Origin of the sequence: Candidimonas nitroreducens (assembly GCF_002209565.1) — a bacterium.
Classification (GTDB): domain Bacteria; phylum Pseudomonadota; class Gammaproteobacteria; order Burkholderiales; family Burkholderiaceae_B; genus Candidimonas; species Candidimonas nitroreducens.
Map to the genome: position 1 here is coordinate 328,153 of NZ_NJIH01000002.1, position 14,098 is coordinate 342,250.

Annotated in this window: 14 protein-coding genes; 3 read left to right on the plus strand and 11 right to left on the minus strand. The window is 63.8% G+C overall.

Annotation, left to right across the window (positions count from 1 at the left end):
• Window positions 1-2 precede the first annotated feature (2 nt).
• The 5 genes from CEY11_RS02960 to uvrB form a co-directional block, all read right to left on the minus strand.
• Window positions 3-386, minus strand: coding sequence for an iron-sulfur cluster assembly scaffold protein (locus CEY11_RS02960; protein WP_088602030.1), 384 nt, complete (start codon window positions 384-386; stop codon window positions 3-5).
• A gap of 29 nt (window positions 387-415) precedes the next feature.
• A complete protein-coding gene (locus CEY11_RS02965; RefSeq protein WP_088601859.1) occupies window positions 416-1,633 on the minus strand; it encodes an IscS subfamily cysteine desulfurase in 1,218 nt (405 codons plus the stop codon).
• A gap of 21 nt (window positions 1,634-1,654) precedes the next feature.
• Window positions 1,655-2,152, minus strand: coding sequence for a Fe-S cluster assembly transcriptional regulator IscR (iscR, locus tag CEY11_RS02970; protein ID WP_088601860.1), 498 nt, complete (start codon window positions 2,150-2,152; stop codon window positions 1,655-1,657).
• A 379-nt stretch (window positions 2,153-2,531) separates the two neighbouring features.
• Entirely contained in the window at window positions 2,532-3,023 is a 492-nt protein-coding gene (locus CEY11_RS02975) for a low molecular weight protein-tyrosine-phosphatase (protein WP_088601861.1), read from the minus strand.
• Window positions 3,024-3,544: 521 nt separating this feature from the next.
• Window positions 3,545-5,563, minus strand: a complete 2,019-nt coding sequence (gene uvrB / locus CEY11_RS02980) for an excinuclease ABC subunit UvrB (RefSeq protein ID WP_088601862.1) — start codon at window positions 5,561-5,563, stop codon at window positions 3,545-3,547.
• Window positions 5,564-5,654: 91 nt separating this feature from the next.
• Between uvrB and CEY11_RS02985 the strand changes: the two genes are divergently transcribed.
• Complete coding sequence (locus CEY11_RS02985; protein ID WP_088601863.1) at window positions 5,655-6,854, plus strand: amino acid aminotransferase; 1,200 nt, start codon at window positions 5,655-5,657, stop codon at window positions 6,852-6,854.
• 298 nt (window positions 6,855-7,152) lie between these two features.
• Window positions 7,153-7,887, plus strand: a complete 735-nt coding sequence (gene lexA / locus CEY11_RS02990) for a transcriptional repressor LexA (RefSeq protein ID WP_088601864.1) — start codon at window positions 7,153-7,155, stop codon at window positions 7,885-7,887.
• A gap of 82 nt (window positions 7,888-7,969) precedes the next feature.
• Here the strand turns inward: lexA and CEY11_RS02995 are convergent, their stop codons facing one another.
• The 6 genes from CEY11_RS02995 to CEY11_RS03020 are packed head-to-tail and all read right to left on the minus strand — an operon-like array spanning window position 7,970 to window position 12,961.
• The gene (locus CEY11_RS02995) at window positions 7,970-9,025 is read right to left on the minus strand and encodes an Ldh family oxidoreductase (RefSeq protein WP_088602031.1); all 1,056 of its coding nucleotides are present in this window, start codon (window positions 9,023-9,025) and stop codon (window positions 7,970-7,972) included.
• A complete protein-coding gene (locus CEY11_RS03000) occupies window positions 9,022-10,209 on the minus strand; it encodes a UxaA family hydrolase (protein ID WP_088601865.1) in 1,188 nt (395 codons plus the stop codon). The genes CEY11_RS02995 and CEY11_RS03000 overlap by 4 nt, the downstream gene beginning before the upstream one ends.
• Window positions 10,206-10,517 (minus strand): UxaA family hydrolase, encoded by a 312-nt coding sequence (locus tag CEY11_RS03005; protein WP_198958818.1) that lies wholly within the window; start codon window positions 10,515-10,517, stop codon window positions 10,206-10,208. Before CEY11_RS03005 ends, CEY11_RS03000 begins: the two co-directional genes overlap by 4 nt.
• Window positions 10,504-11,493: a tripartite tricarboxylate transporter substrate binding protein gene (locus CEY11_RS03010; RefSeq protein ID WP_158215170.1), complete on the minus strand. Its 990-nt coding sequence runs from the start codon at window positions 11,491-11,493 to the stop codon at window positions 10,504-10,506. Before CEY11_RS03010 ends, CEY11_RS03005 begins: the two co-directional genes overlap by 14 nt.
• A gap of 11 nt (window positions 11,494-11,504) precedes the next feature.
• A complete protein-coding gene (locus CEY11_RS03015) occupies window positions 11,505-12,482 on the minus strand; it encodes a Bug family tripartite tricarboxylate transporter substrate binding protein (protein WP_088601867.1) in 978 nt (325 codons plus the stop codon).
• A 59-nt stretch (window positions 12,483-12,541) separates the two neighbouring features.
• Complete coding sequence (locus CEY11_RS03020) at window positions 12,542-12,961, minus strand: nuclear transport factor 2 family protein (protein ID WP_088601868.1); 420 nt, start codon at window positions 12,959-12,961, stop codon at window positions 12,542-12,544.
• A gap of 186 nt (window positions 12,962-13,147) precedes the next feature.
• Here CEY11_RS03020 and CEY11_RS03025 point away from each other — a divergent pair, with 186 nt between their 5' ends.
• Window positions 13,148-14,050, plus strand: coding sequence for a LysR substrate-binding domain-containing protein (locus CEY11_RS03025; protein ID WP_088601869.1), 903 nt, complete (start codon window positions 13,148-13,150; stop codon window positions 14,048-14,050).
• The last annotated feature ends 48 nt before the right edge of the window (window positions 14,051-14,098 follow it).

Genomic DNA, 14,098 nt, shown 5'->3' on the forward strand with positions numbered 1-14,098 from the left:
TGCTACTCCTGGTGTTTCTCTTGGTAATTGCGCACCGCCGCCCTGATCGCGTCTTCGGCCAGGATCGAACTGTGGATCTTGGCCGCAGGCAGCGCCAGTTCCGCGGCGATTTGCGTACTGCGTATATTAAGCGCTTCGTCCAGCGTCTTGCCCTTGACCCACTCGCTTGCCAGCGAGCTGGAGGCGATGGCGGAACCGCCGCCATAGGTCTTGAAGCGGGCATCCTCTATGATACCCGAGGCGCCGACCTTGATCTGCAGCCTTATGACATCGCCTTCCGCGGGCGCCCCGACCATGCCCGTACCCACGCTTGCGTCGGCCTGGTCGAAGGTGCCGACATTGCGCGGGTTTTCGTAGTGATCCAGGACTTTCTGGCTGTAAGCCATGCGTGCTCCGGGTTCGGGCCGGTTTGCCTTCAGCGCGCCGCCCATTGATACGTGTTCAGGTCTATGCCTTCCTGGGCCATTTCCCACAAGGGCGACATATCGCGCAGCTTGCTCACGCGCCTGGTGATGAGTTCGACGGCGTAGTCGATTTCTTGCTGCGTGGTGAAGCGCCCGATCGTGAAGCGTATGGAGCTGTGCGCCAGTTCGTCGCTGCGGCCCAGCGCGCGCAGCACATAGGAAGGTTCCAGGCTGGCCGAGGTGCATGCCGAGCCGCTGGACACCGCCAGCTCTTTGATGGACATGATCAGCGATTCGCCCTCGACGTAATTGAAGCTGACGTTCAGATTGTGCGGCACGCGCTGCTGCAAGTCGCCGTTGAGATAAACCTCGGGAATGCGCGACAGCCCCGCCCAGAGGCGGTCGCGCAGGCCGCGCATGCGTTCGTTTTCGGCGGCCATTTCGGCGCGCGCCAGGCGGTAGGCCTCGCCCATGCCGACGATCTGGTGCGTGGGCAGCGTGCCGGAGCGAAAGCCCCGTTCGTGGCCGCCGCCGTGCATCTGGGCCTCGATGCGCACGCGCGGCTTGCGCCGCACATAGAGGGCGCCTATGCCCTTCGGGCCGTAGGTTTTATGAGCCGAGAACGACATCAGGTCGACCTTCAGCTGCTGCAGGTCTATGGCTACCTTGCCCGTAGCCTGGGCCGCGTCGACGTGGAAAACAATACCTTTGTCGCGGCAGATTTCGCCCAGCGCGGCGATGTCTTGCACCACACCGATCTCGTTGTTGACGAACATGACCGAGGCCAGGATGGTGTCGGGGCGCAGCGCCGCCTTGAAGGCGTCGAGATCGAGCAGGCCGTTTTCCTGCACGTCCAGGTAGGTGAGCTCGAAACCCCGGCGCTCGAGTTCCTTGCAAGTGTCGAGCACGGCCTTGTGCTCGGTGCGCAGCGTAACGATGTGCTTGCCGCGCCCGGCGTAAAAGCCGGCGGCGCCCTTCAGCGCCAGATTGTCGGATTCCGTGGCGCCCGAAGTCCAGATGATCTCGCGCGGGTCGGCATTGACCAGGGCAGCCACATCGGCACGGGCTTGTTCCACGGCTTCTTCTGCGTCCCAGCCATAAGAGTGGCTGTTCGAGGCGGGATTGCCGAAGTTTTCATACAGCCAGGGCACCATTTTCTCGACCACCCGCGGATCGACCGGCGTGGTGGCGGAATAATCGAGATAGATGGGGCACGTGGACTTCGACATCAAAGGGCTCCGGGATAGCGGCTATGCAGGCACTGACGTTGCGGGCATGCGGTTGAGGCGGATTTCCGCCTGTGCCTGCGAGGCCTCGCGCAGCAGCCGCATGCGCTGCTGGTCTACCAGGTCTTGTAGGGAAACAGAATCGAGATAATCGATCATTTTACGATTTAACGTGGACCATAGCTCGTGCGTCATGCACTTGCCCGAACTGCCGATGCGCCCGACGTTGCAGTCTTCCTTGCCGCCGCAACTGGTGGCGTCGAGTGGTTCGTCGACCGCGAAGATGATGTCGGCCACGGTGATATTGCGCGCCAGCCTGGCCAGCGAATAGCCGCCGCCCGGGCCGCGCACGCTTTCGACCAGTTCGTGCCGGCGCAGCTTGCCGAATAACTGCTCTAGATAGGATAGCGAAATGTTTTCACGTTGGCTGATGGCCGCCAGCGTTACGGGGCCGCTTTGCTGACGCAGCGCCAGATCTATCATTGCCGTTACTGCAAAACGCCCCTTGGTCGTCAAACGCATGATGGTTTCCTTGGTCTAACTCGAAGCCTGCAAGCCATGTGCGGCCGCAAAAAGAAATATCCGAGTAATTGACTCAAGTATAGCAAATTCCCGACTAAATTGCTGGGGATTTATTGTCGGCGGCCCTGCTCGATGCAGCACCAGGGGCCTGCGCATGGCCCACGGCCCTTAACCTGGTTGCCCTTATTGCAAGCCTGTCCACCTTATTGCTGCCTGCCCACCGCGCCGCGGCATGCCGGGCTCCTGCCCGGCATGGCCACCCCGGCCTGTTTGCCCTACCCGGGCCCGGGCCGCAGCCGGAGGCCGGGAGCGTGCCCGCCTAGCCCCAATAACAAAAAGCCGCGCATGGCGCGGCTTTTTGTGACGGCGGCGGCCTGCTTCAGGCAGCCTGGTATTGAGTGGCGCGCTTGCGGACGAGTTCGAGTACGCCCTGACAGGCGTCTTCGAGGTAATCGAGCACTTTGTTGAAGCCTTCGGGGCCGCCGTAGTACGGATCGGGAACCGTGGCTTCTTCGAATTCGTTGGCGAAGCGCATGAGCAGCATGAGCTTGTGCTGGTAGACCTTGGGGCACTGCTGCTGCAGCGCCGACAGGTTTTCCCAGTCCATGGCCAGGATCAGGTCGAATTCGCGGAAATCTTCGGGCGTTACCAGACGGGCGGTGCTGCCGGAGATGTCGTAGCCGCGCTTGCGGGCCGCAGCCTGAGCGCGCGCGTCGGGGGGTTCGCCGATATGGAAGCTGTGGGTACCAGCAGAGTCCACGCTGACCACATCGGCCAGACCCGCTTCGGCGACCATGTGGCGGAACACGCCTTCTGCGCTCGGCGAGCGGCAGATATTACCCATGCAAACGAAAAGTACCTTAGTCATCATAGGTGAAAGTGTGAGGGAAAACCCCAAATAAGGCAAGGATTTTTTGCAGTGTCACAATCACCTGTAGGGACATTATTGACAAATCGAAAAACTTAATGACATTAAGGTGTTATAAGGTTTTTCGGGTAATTTCCGGAGCATTCCGCAAGCCATTTCGCGGGCCTGGCCGCAAAGCGCATGCGGCAGTGCAACAAAGCGATGGGCGGCGATCCGTCACCGCTTGCGGGATCGCGCCGCCGCGCCAGTTTCCGCGCCCGGCCTAGCCCCGCGATTTAGCCGCCGAAGACCAGAATTGCTGCACACTTGCATACACTTATGTTGGTATTTGACAACAAATGCAATCGATGAAGCAATGCGATACAGGAGGGAGGCGCGCGGCGATATGCGTCGACCCGCAGGGGCTGGCCGATATGGGTCGACCTGCGTGGCGTGGCCTGCCCTGCGCGGCCCGGCCCACGAGCCCCGACTTATGCGGCTCGACCTGCGTGGCTCGGCCTACGCGGCCCGGCCTGCGCGGCCCGCTAATTCATCAAGGCCTGGTCTTTTAGGCGGTTCAATGCATCGCGGGCCGCGGCGGCCTGCTCGAACTCGAGATTGCGGGCGTGATCCATCATGAGTTTTTCCAGCCGGCGTATTTCCTTGGCCAGGGATTTCTCGTCGCGCAGCACCTCGGCAGGGATGTCCGCCAGCCCGGCATCGGGCGCGGGCGAGGCCATGACGCCGTCGATCAGCTCGCGCACCGCCTTGCTGACGCCGCGCGCCGTGATGCCGTGCTGCTCGTTGAATTCGAGCTGCTTGTGGCGCCGCCGCGCGGTCTCGTCCAGGGCTCGCTGCATGGAGTCGGTGACCCGGTCGGCATACAGAATCGCGCGGCCGTTGAGGTTGCGCGCCGCCCGCCCTATCGTCTGGATCAGGCTGCGCTCGGAACGCAGGAAGCCTTCCTTGTCGGCATCCAGTATGGCCACCAGCGACACTTCGGGGATGTCGAGGCCCTCGCGCAGCAGGTTGATGCCCACCAGCACGTCGAAGATGCCCAGGCGCAGATCGCGGATGATTTCCACCCGCTCGACCGTGTCGATGTCCGAATGCAAATAGCGCACCTTGACGCCACTCTCGCCCAGATAATCGGTAAGGTCTTCGGCCATGCGCTTGGTCAGGGTGGTGACCAGCACCCGCTCGCCAGCCTGCACGCACAGCTTGATCTCGCCCAGCAGGTCGTCGACCTGGGTCAGCGCCGGGCGCACCTCGACCTCGGGGTCGACCAGCCCGGTGGGCCTGACCACCTGCTCGACGATGTTGTCGGCATGCTCGCGTTCGTAGGTGGCGGGGGTGGCCGACACGAACACGCACTGGCGCATGCGCCGCTCGAACTCTTCCAGTTGCAGCGGCCGGTTGTCCAGCGCCGACGGCAGGCGAAAACCATACTGCACCAGGGTTTCCTTGCGCGAGCGGTCGCCGCGGTACATGCCGCCGAGCTGGCCGATGGTGACGTGGCTCTCGTCGATGAACATCAGCGCGTCGGGCGGCAGGTAGTCGATGAGCGTCGGCGGCGGCTCGCCCGGCGCCGCGCCCGACAGGTGCCGGGAATAGTTCTCGATACCCTTGCAGAAGCCCAGTTCCTGCAGCATTTCCAGGTCGAAGCGGGTGCGCTGTTCCAGCCTTTGCGCCTCGACCAGCTTGCCGGCCGCGGTCAGGTGATCCAGGCGTTCGCGCAGCTCCAGCTTGATGGTCTCGATGGCGCGCAGCACGGTCTCGCGCGGCGTCACGTAATGGGAACTGGGGAACACCGTGAAGCGCAGCACTTTCTGGCGGATCTTGCCGGTCAGTGGATCGAACATTTCCAGGGATTCGATCTCGTCGTCGAACAGCGTGATGCGCAGCGCCAGCTCGGCGTGTTCGGCCGGGAACACGTCTATGGTCTCGCCGCGCGCACGGAAATGGCCGCGCGCGAATTCCACATCGTTGCGCTCGTACTGCATGGCCACCAGCCGCGCCAGCAGTTCCTGGCGGCCTATGGTGTCGCCGGTGCGCAAGGTCAGCACCATGGCGTGATAGTCGCCGGGGTTGCCGATACCGTAGATGCAGGAGACCGTGCCCACGATCACAGTGTCGCGCCGTTCCAACAGGCTCTTGGTGGCCGACAGGCGCATCTGCTCGATGTGTTCATTGATGGACGAGTCCTTCTCGATGAACAGGTCGCGCGTGGGCACATAGGCCTCGGGCTGGTAGTAGTCGTAGTACGAGACGAAATACTCGACCGCATTCTTCGGAAAGAATTCGCGCATTTCGGCGTACAGCTGCGCGGCCAGCGTCTTGTTGGGCGCCAGGATGATGGCCGGGCGCCCGGTGCGGGCGATGACGTTGGCCATGGTGTAGGTCTTGCCCGAACCGGTCACCCCCAGCAGGGTCTGGAACATGAGGCCGTCGTCGATGCCCTCGGTCAGCGCGGCAATGGCCGCAGGCTGGTCGCCCGCCGGCGGATACGGCTGGTAGAGCTGGAACGGACTGCCGGGAAACTCGACAAAACCAGGAGCTTTCATGGCTGGACACACCTAGGGTAAACCCCTTATTATCACACTATTGCCTGTCAATTCACCACTTCCCACACTTCCCCCCAAGATATCCCCAAACATGGACTCACTTTTCGCCTCTGTCGAGCTCGCTCCGCGCGACCCCATACTCGGCCTTACTGAACAATATGTGGCCGATAAGCGCGGCAACAAGGTCAATCTCGGTGTAGGCGTCTATTGTGACGACCAGGGCCGCATTCCCCTGCTGGAAGCCGTGCGCCGCGCCGAAATCAAGCGCGTCGAGGCCGCCGCGGCCCGCGGCTACCTGCCCATCGACGGCATCGCCGGCTACAACAAGGGCGCGCAAACCCTGCTGCTCGGGCCCGATTCAACCCTGGCGGCCGAAGGCCGCGTGCTCACCGCCCAGGCGCTGGGCGGCACCGGCGCCCTGAAGATCGGCGCCGACTTCCTCAAGCAACTGCTGCCCGACTCCAAGGTCGCCATCAGCAACCCCAGCTGGGAAAACCACCGCGCGCTGTTCGAGCGCGCCGGCTTCGAAGTGGTCGCCTACACCTACTACGACGCCGCCACGCACGGCCTGGACTTCGACGGCATGCTGGCCTACCTGCGCGGCCTGCCGGCGCGCACCATCGTCGTGCTGCACGCCTGCTGTCACAACCCCACGGGCGTGGATCCCAGCTTCGAGCAATGGCAGCAGATCGCCCAGGTGTTCCAGGAAAAGCAGCTGGTGCCCTTCATGGACATCGCCTACCAGGGCTTCGGCGCCGGGCTGGAAGAAGACGCCGCGGTGGTGCGCCTGTTCGCCGGGCTGGGGCTCGACATGCTGATCAGCTCGTCGTTCTCCAAGTCGTTCTCGCTGTATGGCGAGCGCGTCGGCGCGCTGACCATGATCTCGGGCGACCGCGACGAATCCGCACGCGTGCTCAGCCAGCTCAAGCGCGTCATCCGCACCAACTACTCCAACCCACCCACTCATGGCGGCAGCGTGGTTTCCATGGTGCTGAACACGCCCGAACTCTACCAGCTCTGGACGCAAGAACTCGCCGGCATGCGCGATCGCATCCGCAGCATGCGCGACCAACTGGTCGACAAGCTCAAGGCGCATGGCGTGAAGCAAGACTTCGAATTCGTGCGCAAGCAGCGCGGCATGTTCTCGTATTCGGGCCTCACTTCCGCCCAGGTCGATCGCCTGCGCGAAGAACATGGCGTATACGCCATAGCCAGCGGCCGCATCTGCGTTGCGGCCCTGAACAGCCGCAACGTCGACTACGTGGCCGAGGCCATCTCCAAGGTGCTTTAAGCTTATCCGTGCCGGCAGGCATATGCCGGCAGCGATCGCTGATCGGGCGGGCCGGAAACGGCCCGCCCGTTTCTTTGGCGGCCGATCGGCCGGCCACCGGTGCCATATCGATGCCACATTGGCGTCGCACTGGCGCTCCATGAGTACCCGGTCAATTACTGATCAATTGCCGATCAATGCCCGATCAGCGCCCAGTTGGCGCCCGGCTGGTACTGGCGCCCCACCGGCGCTTGCTTTTTGGCCCCCGATACGACAGAATTCGAACTGTATAAAAATACAGGCATATGCCGGGGCAGCCATGGCCGTAAAACTCACTGCGCGTCAGCAAGAAATTCTCGACCTCATCCGCAACGAAATCGCGCGCACGGGCTTTCCCCCTACCCGGGCCGAAATCGCCCGGGCACTGGGCTTCAAGTCGGCCAACGCCGCCGAAGACCATCTGCGCGCCCTGGCCCGCAAGGGCGCCATCGAACTCACCGCCAACGCCTCGCGCGGCATACGCCTCAAAGACGCCCCGGGCGCTGCGGCAGGCCTGGCGGCCGGCGCCGCGGCAGCATCCGTTTCCGCGCCCTCTGCCGCGCCCCTGGCATCGGCCGCCCGCGCTTCCGTGGCGGGCGCCGCTGCCCTGGCCGAGGGCCTGGCGCAACTGCTGCTGCCCATCGTCGGCCGGGTAGCGGCCGGCAGCCCCATTCTCGCAACCGAACACATAGAACGCGAAATCGGCGTCGAACCGGCCTTGTTCGACCAGACGCCCGACTACCTGCTGCGGGTGCGTGGCCTCAGCATGCGCGACGCCGGCATACTCGACGGCGACTTGCTGGCCGTGCGCAAAACCCCAGAGGCGCGCAACGGCCAGATCGTCGTGGCCCGCATCGGCGACGACGTCACGGTCAAGCGCCTGTCGCGCAGCGGCAAGCGCATCGAGCTGCTGCCCGAAAATCCCGACTTCAAGCCCATAATCGTGGGCCCCGAAGACGACTTTTCACTTGAAGGCATCGCGGTCGGGCTGATACGCACCAGCGCCCTGAACTAACATACCGCCGCCCTGGCCACAGGCTCGCAGCGCTCGAATTTCGGGGCGAATTCCTGGCAGGCACCTGCTTGACCAGAGCTTTTCATGCGAGCGCCGCCGCGGGGAAATTCAAGCCGAACTGGGCCGCCAGGCCGCACAGCTCACGATACAGATCCTCGCTTATATCCAGGCTGCCGCGGCGGCGGACTTCGCGCTCGAGTTCGGCGCCGCGCGCACCCGGCAGGCGCGCATCGACTCCTCCCTTGCGCCTGTACTGCCCGGCCCACTGGCTCATATAGGCATCGAAATACCCGCGGCTCAATACGCGCTGGTTGATCAGCAGCATGAAGGCGCCCTGCCTGCCTACCGCACCCTGAATCGCCACGCCTGTTTCGCTGCGCAGGGCAGCGATGCTGCGCTCCGAAGCCAGCAAGCCCGCGGACAGGCATTCGACCAACATGGCAATACCCATGCCCTTGTGCCCGGCACTGGGCAGCAAGGCGCCGCCCAATGCGGCGGCGGCCTCGGTGGTGGGTTCGCCGTGGGCATCGAGGGCCCAGCCTTCAGGGATGGGCTCGCCGCTGCGCGCTCTCAACAATATGTGGCCGCGCGCCGCCACACTGCACGCCATGTCGAACACCAGGGGATCGGCACCGCTTATCGGACAGCCGAACGCAATGGGATTGTTCCCCACCGCGGGATGCTCGAAGCCCGGCAGAGCCATCAATGCGGGCGTGCGCTGCGCCACCACAGAAAAATACCCCTGTTCCGCGGCCATCAGCGCATACAGGCCCAAAGCCCCGAGATGGCCGCATTCCCTGATCAACAGGGCACGCATGTCGCCCGTATCCAGGCCCTGCACGCCCAGGCGCAGGGCCTCGCTCATGGCCACTTGCCCGAAGGCGCCATCGGCCTCCAGCAGCATGGTGTTGGGCGAGATCGAGTGCGACGAAATCTGCGGATCCGGGTTGACCTCGCCTGACCTCAGCTTCTCTACATACGAAGCCAGGCGCGTGACGCCATGAGTCCGCACGCCACGGCTGTCGGTACGCAGCAGAATATGCGCCACGCACGACGCCTGCGGCGCCGGCGCTCCGGCTCGGCACAGAATACCCTTCACCCAATCGCGCAGCGCCTCGCACTCGACCAGCATGCTCATGACGGGCCCGCGCCGCACTGATGCAGAAAACCCAGCTCCAGCCGCGAGATCGAGATTTCCGTGTCGCCCAGTACTTCGCTTTTCGTGGCCCTGCCATTGGCCACCTTGATCATCAGGCCGCGCAGTGCGACGGCAGCCTCGGCCAGATCCAGCCCGTCGGTCAGGACGGCGCTGACGTCCAGATCCAGGTTGTCTGCGAACAGTTCCGCGGTTTGCGGGTTGCCCGTTACTTTTATGGTCGGCGACAGCGCGTGTCCCACGGGATTGCCCACGCCGGTATTGAAAATGATCAGGTGGGCGCCGCCGGCGGCAAGCGCCGTTATGTTTTCCACCCCCGGCGCAGGGGCGTCCATGAAGACCAGCCCCTTGCGGCTGGGCCTGACGCCGTATCCCACGACTTCGCGCAGCGCCGAGGTTCCACCTTTCCTGATGGCGCCCAGCGATTTTTCCTCTGGCGTGCTCAGGCCTCCGGCAATGTTGTCCTCGCCCAAAGGCCACAGCTGGATTCCCTGGAAGCGGGAAAGCGCCTCGAGACGGGCGACCGCGGCAAGCAGGCTGCGCTGGACTTCCGCCGAGTCGGCACGCTGCCCCAGCAGGTGTTCTGCGCCCACGATTTCATCCGTTTCGGACAGGACGACCGTGCCCCCTTCCTCGACCAGCCAGTCCGACACATGGCCCGTCACTACGTTGGCCGTAAGTCCGGAAGTGGCGTCCGAAGCGCCGCACTCGACGCCCAGCACCAAATCGGCCAGCGGGAATTCCCGGCGCTGCGCTTCCGTGGCCGTCAACACCAGATCCAGAGCCATGCGCACGCCCTTTTCCACCGCCCGTACAGTGCCGCCGCTACCCTGCACATCCAGCCAGCATACCGGCCGCCCCGAGCCGGCGATGCGGACCGCCATGCGCTGCGTGGTCTTGGGCTCCAGGCCAACCACCAAAGCGGCCGCCACATTCGGATGAGAACCGTAGCCGGCCAGCACCCGGTCGTGCTGCTCCAGGTCGGCGCCGAACTGGCCACGTCCATATGCCACACAGACGGGCACCGTTCCCGCGACCTGCGCACAGATCCTGCGCACCACCGGATTCACATTGTCCATCGCGGCAATCACCACGACGTGATTGCGGATACCCACCGTGCCATCGGGCCGCGCATATCCCAGAAAAGTACCGCCGCTGGCAGTCATGACCTGTCCCCCCGTCCACGCATGCTTTCTATGTTCTGCACGTGTACGTGGCGCCCGGCCTCGATGGCTTCGGTGCTCAGGCCTATGCACACCCCGTATTTCCTGATGGGCTGGGCCGGCCCGATGGCGCTCAGGGCAAATTTGTGGCCGGCAGGTATGTCCTGCTTCAGACGCACACTCTCGGCCAGGCCGGAGCCGCTCAGAATGCTGCCGGCCGGCAGGTCGGCCAGCGCCACGCCCACGTTGTCGGTCTTGTCCAGTATCAGGAATTGCCGCGTCATCACGAATTCTCCACTATTGGTGTCCATGGCCCGACTCGGTCTTGGCGAGGCGTGCCATGGCATGGCCATAATATTTAAGCTGGCTTTTCAATTCGGCCTCGTAGGCCGCTGCCCCCATCACGGGCTTTTCAATACCCAGGCGCTCGAGCTTCTTGCGGATATCGGGGTCTTGCACCACCGCCTTCAGGTCGGCTTCCAGCTGGCGGCGGCGAGCCTGCGGCCAGGAACTCGGCGCAAAGAAACCATAGGAAATCTCGGGGATCTTCTCCCGCAAAGGGACATACGAAGTAATGGCGGGCACGCCCGGCAACAGGCTGGAACTTTGGGAGCCCAGGACGGCAAGCGCGCGCACGCCTCCGTTTGCGATCAAGGACGATACCGCCGGCAGGCCTGCCGTCCCGTATGCGACGCTTTGCGAAAGCACCGCCATCACGACTCCTGGCGCTCCTTTGTACGGTACGGCCAAGAACGCGCCGCCGGCTTCGCCCGCCACCGCGGACAGGGCCAGATGCATGGGCGTGCCGACTCCGGGAACACCGATCCCGATTGCCGGGCTGCGGTGCAGGCTGCGCAGGAATGCCGCCGAGGACGCCCATTCGCCTCCCGCCTTGGCAAACAATACGGAGGCCACCGTACCCACCTGCAGCAAAGGCTGCAGGTCATGCATGGGCCTATAGTAAGGATCCTTGATCAAGAATGGGGCAATCGTTATTTCCTGGTTACCGCTGGCCAGGATGCTCGGCTCGCTGGAAGAGGAATTGATCACGGCTCTTGCCGCAATGGTTCCCGAAGCACCCGGCTTGTTCTCCACGACCACGGAACAATCGCAACGTTTGGCCAGTCCCTGCGCAACGATGCGCGCCATGGCATCGACCCCGCCGCCGGCAGGCAGCGACACCACCACGCGCAGCGCCGGTGCCGCGGCCGCACAGGCAGCCGCGAGCAAGGCCATCGTCCCCATCAGAATCCCCGCGCACCATCGGGCCCGGCTTGTATCACGCATATGCTCCTCCTTCATTTTTCGATAAGGCGGGCTGCCTTGCTGTAATAGTCCCGCTCGCGTCCCAGCTGGGCAGCGAACTGCGCTGAATCGAGATAGCGCGCCTCCAGCCCGGCCTGGCGCAGCTTATCGCGCACGCTTGCGGACGCTGCGGCCTGCGCCAGCGCGCGCTTGAGCTTGTCGCTCGCCTCTTGGGGCAGGCCGCGAGGCGCGAACCACCCGAACCACACCACGGGCACGCCCTCGGCCGCCCCGCCAAATGCCTCTGCGGCATCCGGGACGCGCGGCAACAGAGGCGAGCGCAGACTGTCGAGCACCGCCAGAGGTTCGATCTTTTTCGCCTCTATCTGCGGCAGCACCGTGCCCAGCGCAACCGCGACCAGATCCACCTGGCCGCCGAGCACGTCCGTCACCGCCCTGCCTCCGCCGTTGTACGGGACATGGAAGAGCTTCAGGCCGTCCGCGTGCAGCAGGCTCTCCATGACAAGATGCATCGGCGTCAGGACGCCGGGCGTGGCGTAACTTATCTTGCCCGGATTGCGGCGCGCAATATCGGCCCATTGGCTCATGCTGCGGTTCCGACCCGCCCTGGCCGCCAGAACAATGGGAGAAACCGAAGTTTGCGCCAACGGAACCAGGTCTTTGCGCGCACGCTCGGAGACTTGTGGAGACATCATGGCCGCAAGCGAAATTTCCGAACTCGCCGACAGCAGGGTGTAGCCGTCGGGCGCGGCGCGCAAGGCCGCCATCGTGCCGATGATGCCGCTGGCCCCCGGTCGATTTTCCACGACCAAGCTGACGTGCAGCTCTTGCTCCAGCGCATGCGCCAGGATGCGCGTGGCAATGTCGGCAGTGCCTCCCGCTGCGTACGACACAATTACAGTAATTGGGCGTTGCGGATAGCCGCCGCTTCCGGCGGCAGGCGCAGGCGTCGCGCACACGGCCAGCAGCACGGCCGCGCACCAGGTTCGAATCCAGCGTAGAGGGGTCATGTCATTTCCGTTTGCGAGAGCGAGTACAAGCGCCGCCGATCCGCTTTTCTTCAGGGCGGTCACGCGCCTGCGTCGAACACAGGCTGCACGACTCTGCGCAAAATCCGCCACTGGCCGCCTTCTTGCACCCAGTCGTCCCGATACTCGGCGACGGTCTCGGGGGGGCGATACGGCAGTGGAACCGATACGGCGCGGCCCGCGGTCTCTCCGAGCTTGCGGAACACCATGACATACGTCGTGGAAGCGACGCCCCGCTCCGTGCGCTCTACCAGGCAGGATCCGATCACATGGCGGGTCAGACGCTCGACGGGCCTGGCCAGCAGGCTGCGCAGGATTGCTGCACGCGTACGGATTTCCTCGCCGGGGCGCGCCAGAAAAGCGTCATCGGCAAAGACGAGGCTCGCTTCCTCGTAGCGCTGCTGATCCGTCATAACCGCAAGCCTGTGAATCTGCCGCGCGACTTCCGACTGCTCTTCCATGTCCTCGATTCCTGTGCATGCGCCGCCTGCCGGCGACGCGGAAAATTCAGGAATAAATATATCTAATATAAAAATCGTCGTGACATAGAATATCTATCTCATGAGACAGTTTTTCGTGAGACGGTTTTTTGAGCCGGGCATGACGAGCCCGATATGAGCCCGATGTGAGCCTGATGTGAGCCTGATATGAATAAACGCCGCCTGCCGCCATTGAATGCCGTACGGGCCTTCGAGTCGGCTGCCAGAAATCTCAGCTTCGCCAAGGCGGCCGACGAATTGCACGTGACCCAATCAGCCATCAGCCAGCAGGTGAAGCTGCTCGAGACATGGCTGGGAAATCACTTGTTCGTGCGGCTGAACAATGGGCTGGCGCTGACCGACAAGGGCCGGCATTACCTGCCGCAGCTCAAGCAGGCGCTGGACATCATCAACGACGCCACCGAAAGCCTGCACGATCAATGGCGCGGCGTCACCTTGACGCTGAGCGTGCTGCCCAACTTCGCCATGCACTGGCTGTTGCCCAGGCTGGCGGAATTCAGCGCCGCACATTCGTGGATAGACTTGCGGATCACTGCCGCGGCGCTGCCCCTGGATCAGCTGTACGAAACCTGCGATCTCGCCATACGCCCGTACGAGCGCGACGCGCTGCACAGGTTCGACTGGATCTGCTCGGCGCAAATGATGCCGGTGATGACGCAGGCGTTCGCGCGCGCTCACGGCATTTCAGCGCCCCGCCATCTAGTCCGGGCTCCACGCCTGCATATCAGTCATTCTCCCGAAGACTGGCAGCGCTGGCTCGCCCCTCTAGGCATCCAGGACACGGCCGCCGACAAGGGCACCGTGTTCGACTCCCATGCCGTAGCGCTCGAAGCGACCTGCCTCGGACTCGGCGCCATGATGGGTCAGGTTCCATTCGTCAATAAAATGATCGAGTCGGGGCGCCTGGTCGCGCCGTTCCCCACTGCCGTGGATGCGAATCGCTCGTGGTATCTGGTTTCGCCTCGCGGCGACCTCTCGCCCAAAGCGGCCGCGTTCCGGGACTGGATATTGCGAACCGTCCAGGCCGAAGCACCCGATGGCGCTTCCTGATCGCTGCGCGCAAGCCGGCGCACCTTTGCGACCATGCCCGGGTTTGCG

Excerpts from the sequence above, each read along its gene's own strand:
- CEY11_RS03015 (WP_088601867.1), bottom strand. The coding sequence starts at position 12,482 with ATGACCCCTCTACGCTGGATTCGAACCTGGTGCGCGGCCGTGCTGCTG.
- iscR (WP_088601860.1), bottom strand. The coding sequence starts at position 2,152 with ATGCGTTTGACGACCAAGGGGCGTTTTGCAGTAACGGCAATGATAGAT.
- CEY11_RS03010 (WP_158215170.1), bottom strand. The coding sequence starts at position 11,493 with ATGCGTGATACAAGCCGGGCCCGATGGTGCGCGGGGATTCTGATGGGG.
- CEY11_RS02975 (WP_088601861.1), bottom strand. The coding sequence starts at position 3,023 with ATGATGACTAAGGTACTTTTCGTTTGCATGGGTAATATCTGCCGCTCG.
- CEY11_RS03020 (WP_088601868.1), bottom strand. The coding sequence starts at position 12,961 with ATGGAAGAGCAGTCGGAAGTCGCGCGGCAGATTCACAGGCTTGCGGTT.
- CEY11_RS02960 (WP_088602030.1), bottom strand. The coding sequence starts at position 386 with ATGGCTTACAGCCAGAAAGTCCTGGATCACTACGAAAACCCGCGCAAT.
- CEY11_RS02995 (WP_088602031.1), bottom strand. The coding sequence starts at position 9,025 with ATGAGCATGCTGGTCGAGTGCGAGGCGCTGCGCGATTGGGTGAAGGGT.
- CEY11_RS02985 (WP_088601863.1), top strand. The coding sequence starts at position 5,655 with ATGGACTCACTTTTCGCCTCTGTCGAGCTCGCTCCGCGCGACCCCATA.
- CEY11_RS03025 (WP_088601869.1), top strand. The coding sequence starts at position 13,148 with ATGAATAAACGCCGCCTGCCGCCATTGAATGCCGTACGGGCCTTCGAG.
- uvrB (WP_088601862.1), bottom strand. The coding sequence starts at position 5,563 with ATGAAAGCTCCTGGTTTTGTCGAGTTTCCCGGCAGTCCGTTCCAGCTC.
- CEY11_RS02965 (WP_088601859.1), bottom strand. The coding sequence starts at position 1,633 with ATGTCGAAGTCCACGTGCCCCATCTATCTCGATTATTCCGCCACCACG.
- CEY11_RS03000 (WP_088601865.1), bottom strand. The coding sequence starts at position 10,209 with ATGACTGCCAGCGGCGGTACTTTTCTGGGATATGCGCGGCCCGATGGC.
- lexA (WP_088601864.1), top strand. The coding sequence starts at position 7,153 with ATGGCCGTAAAACTCACTGCGCGTCAGCAAGAAATTCTCGACCTCATC.
- CEY11_RS03005 (WP_198958818.1), bottom strand. The coding sequence starts at position 10,517 with ATGGACACCAATAGTGGAGAATTCGTGATGACGCGGCAATTCCTGATA.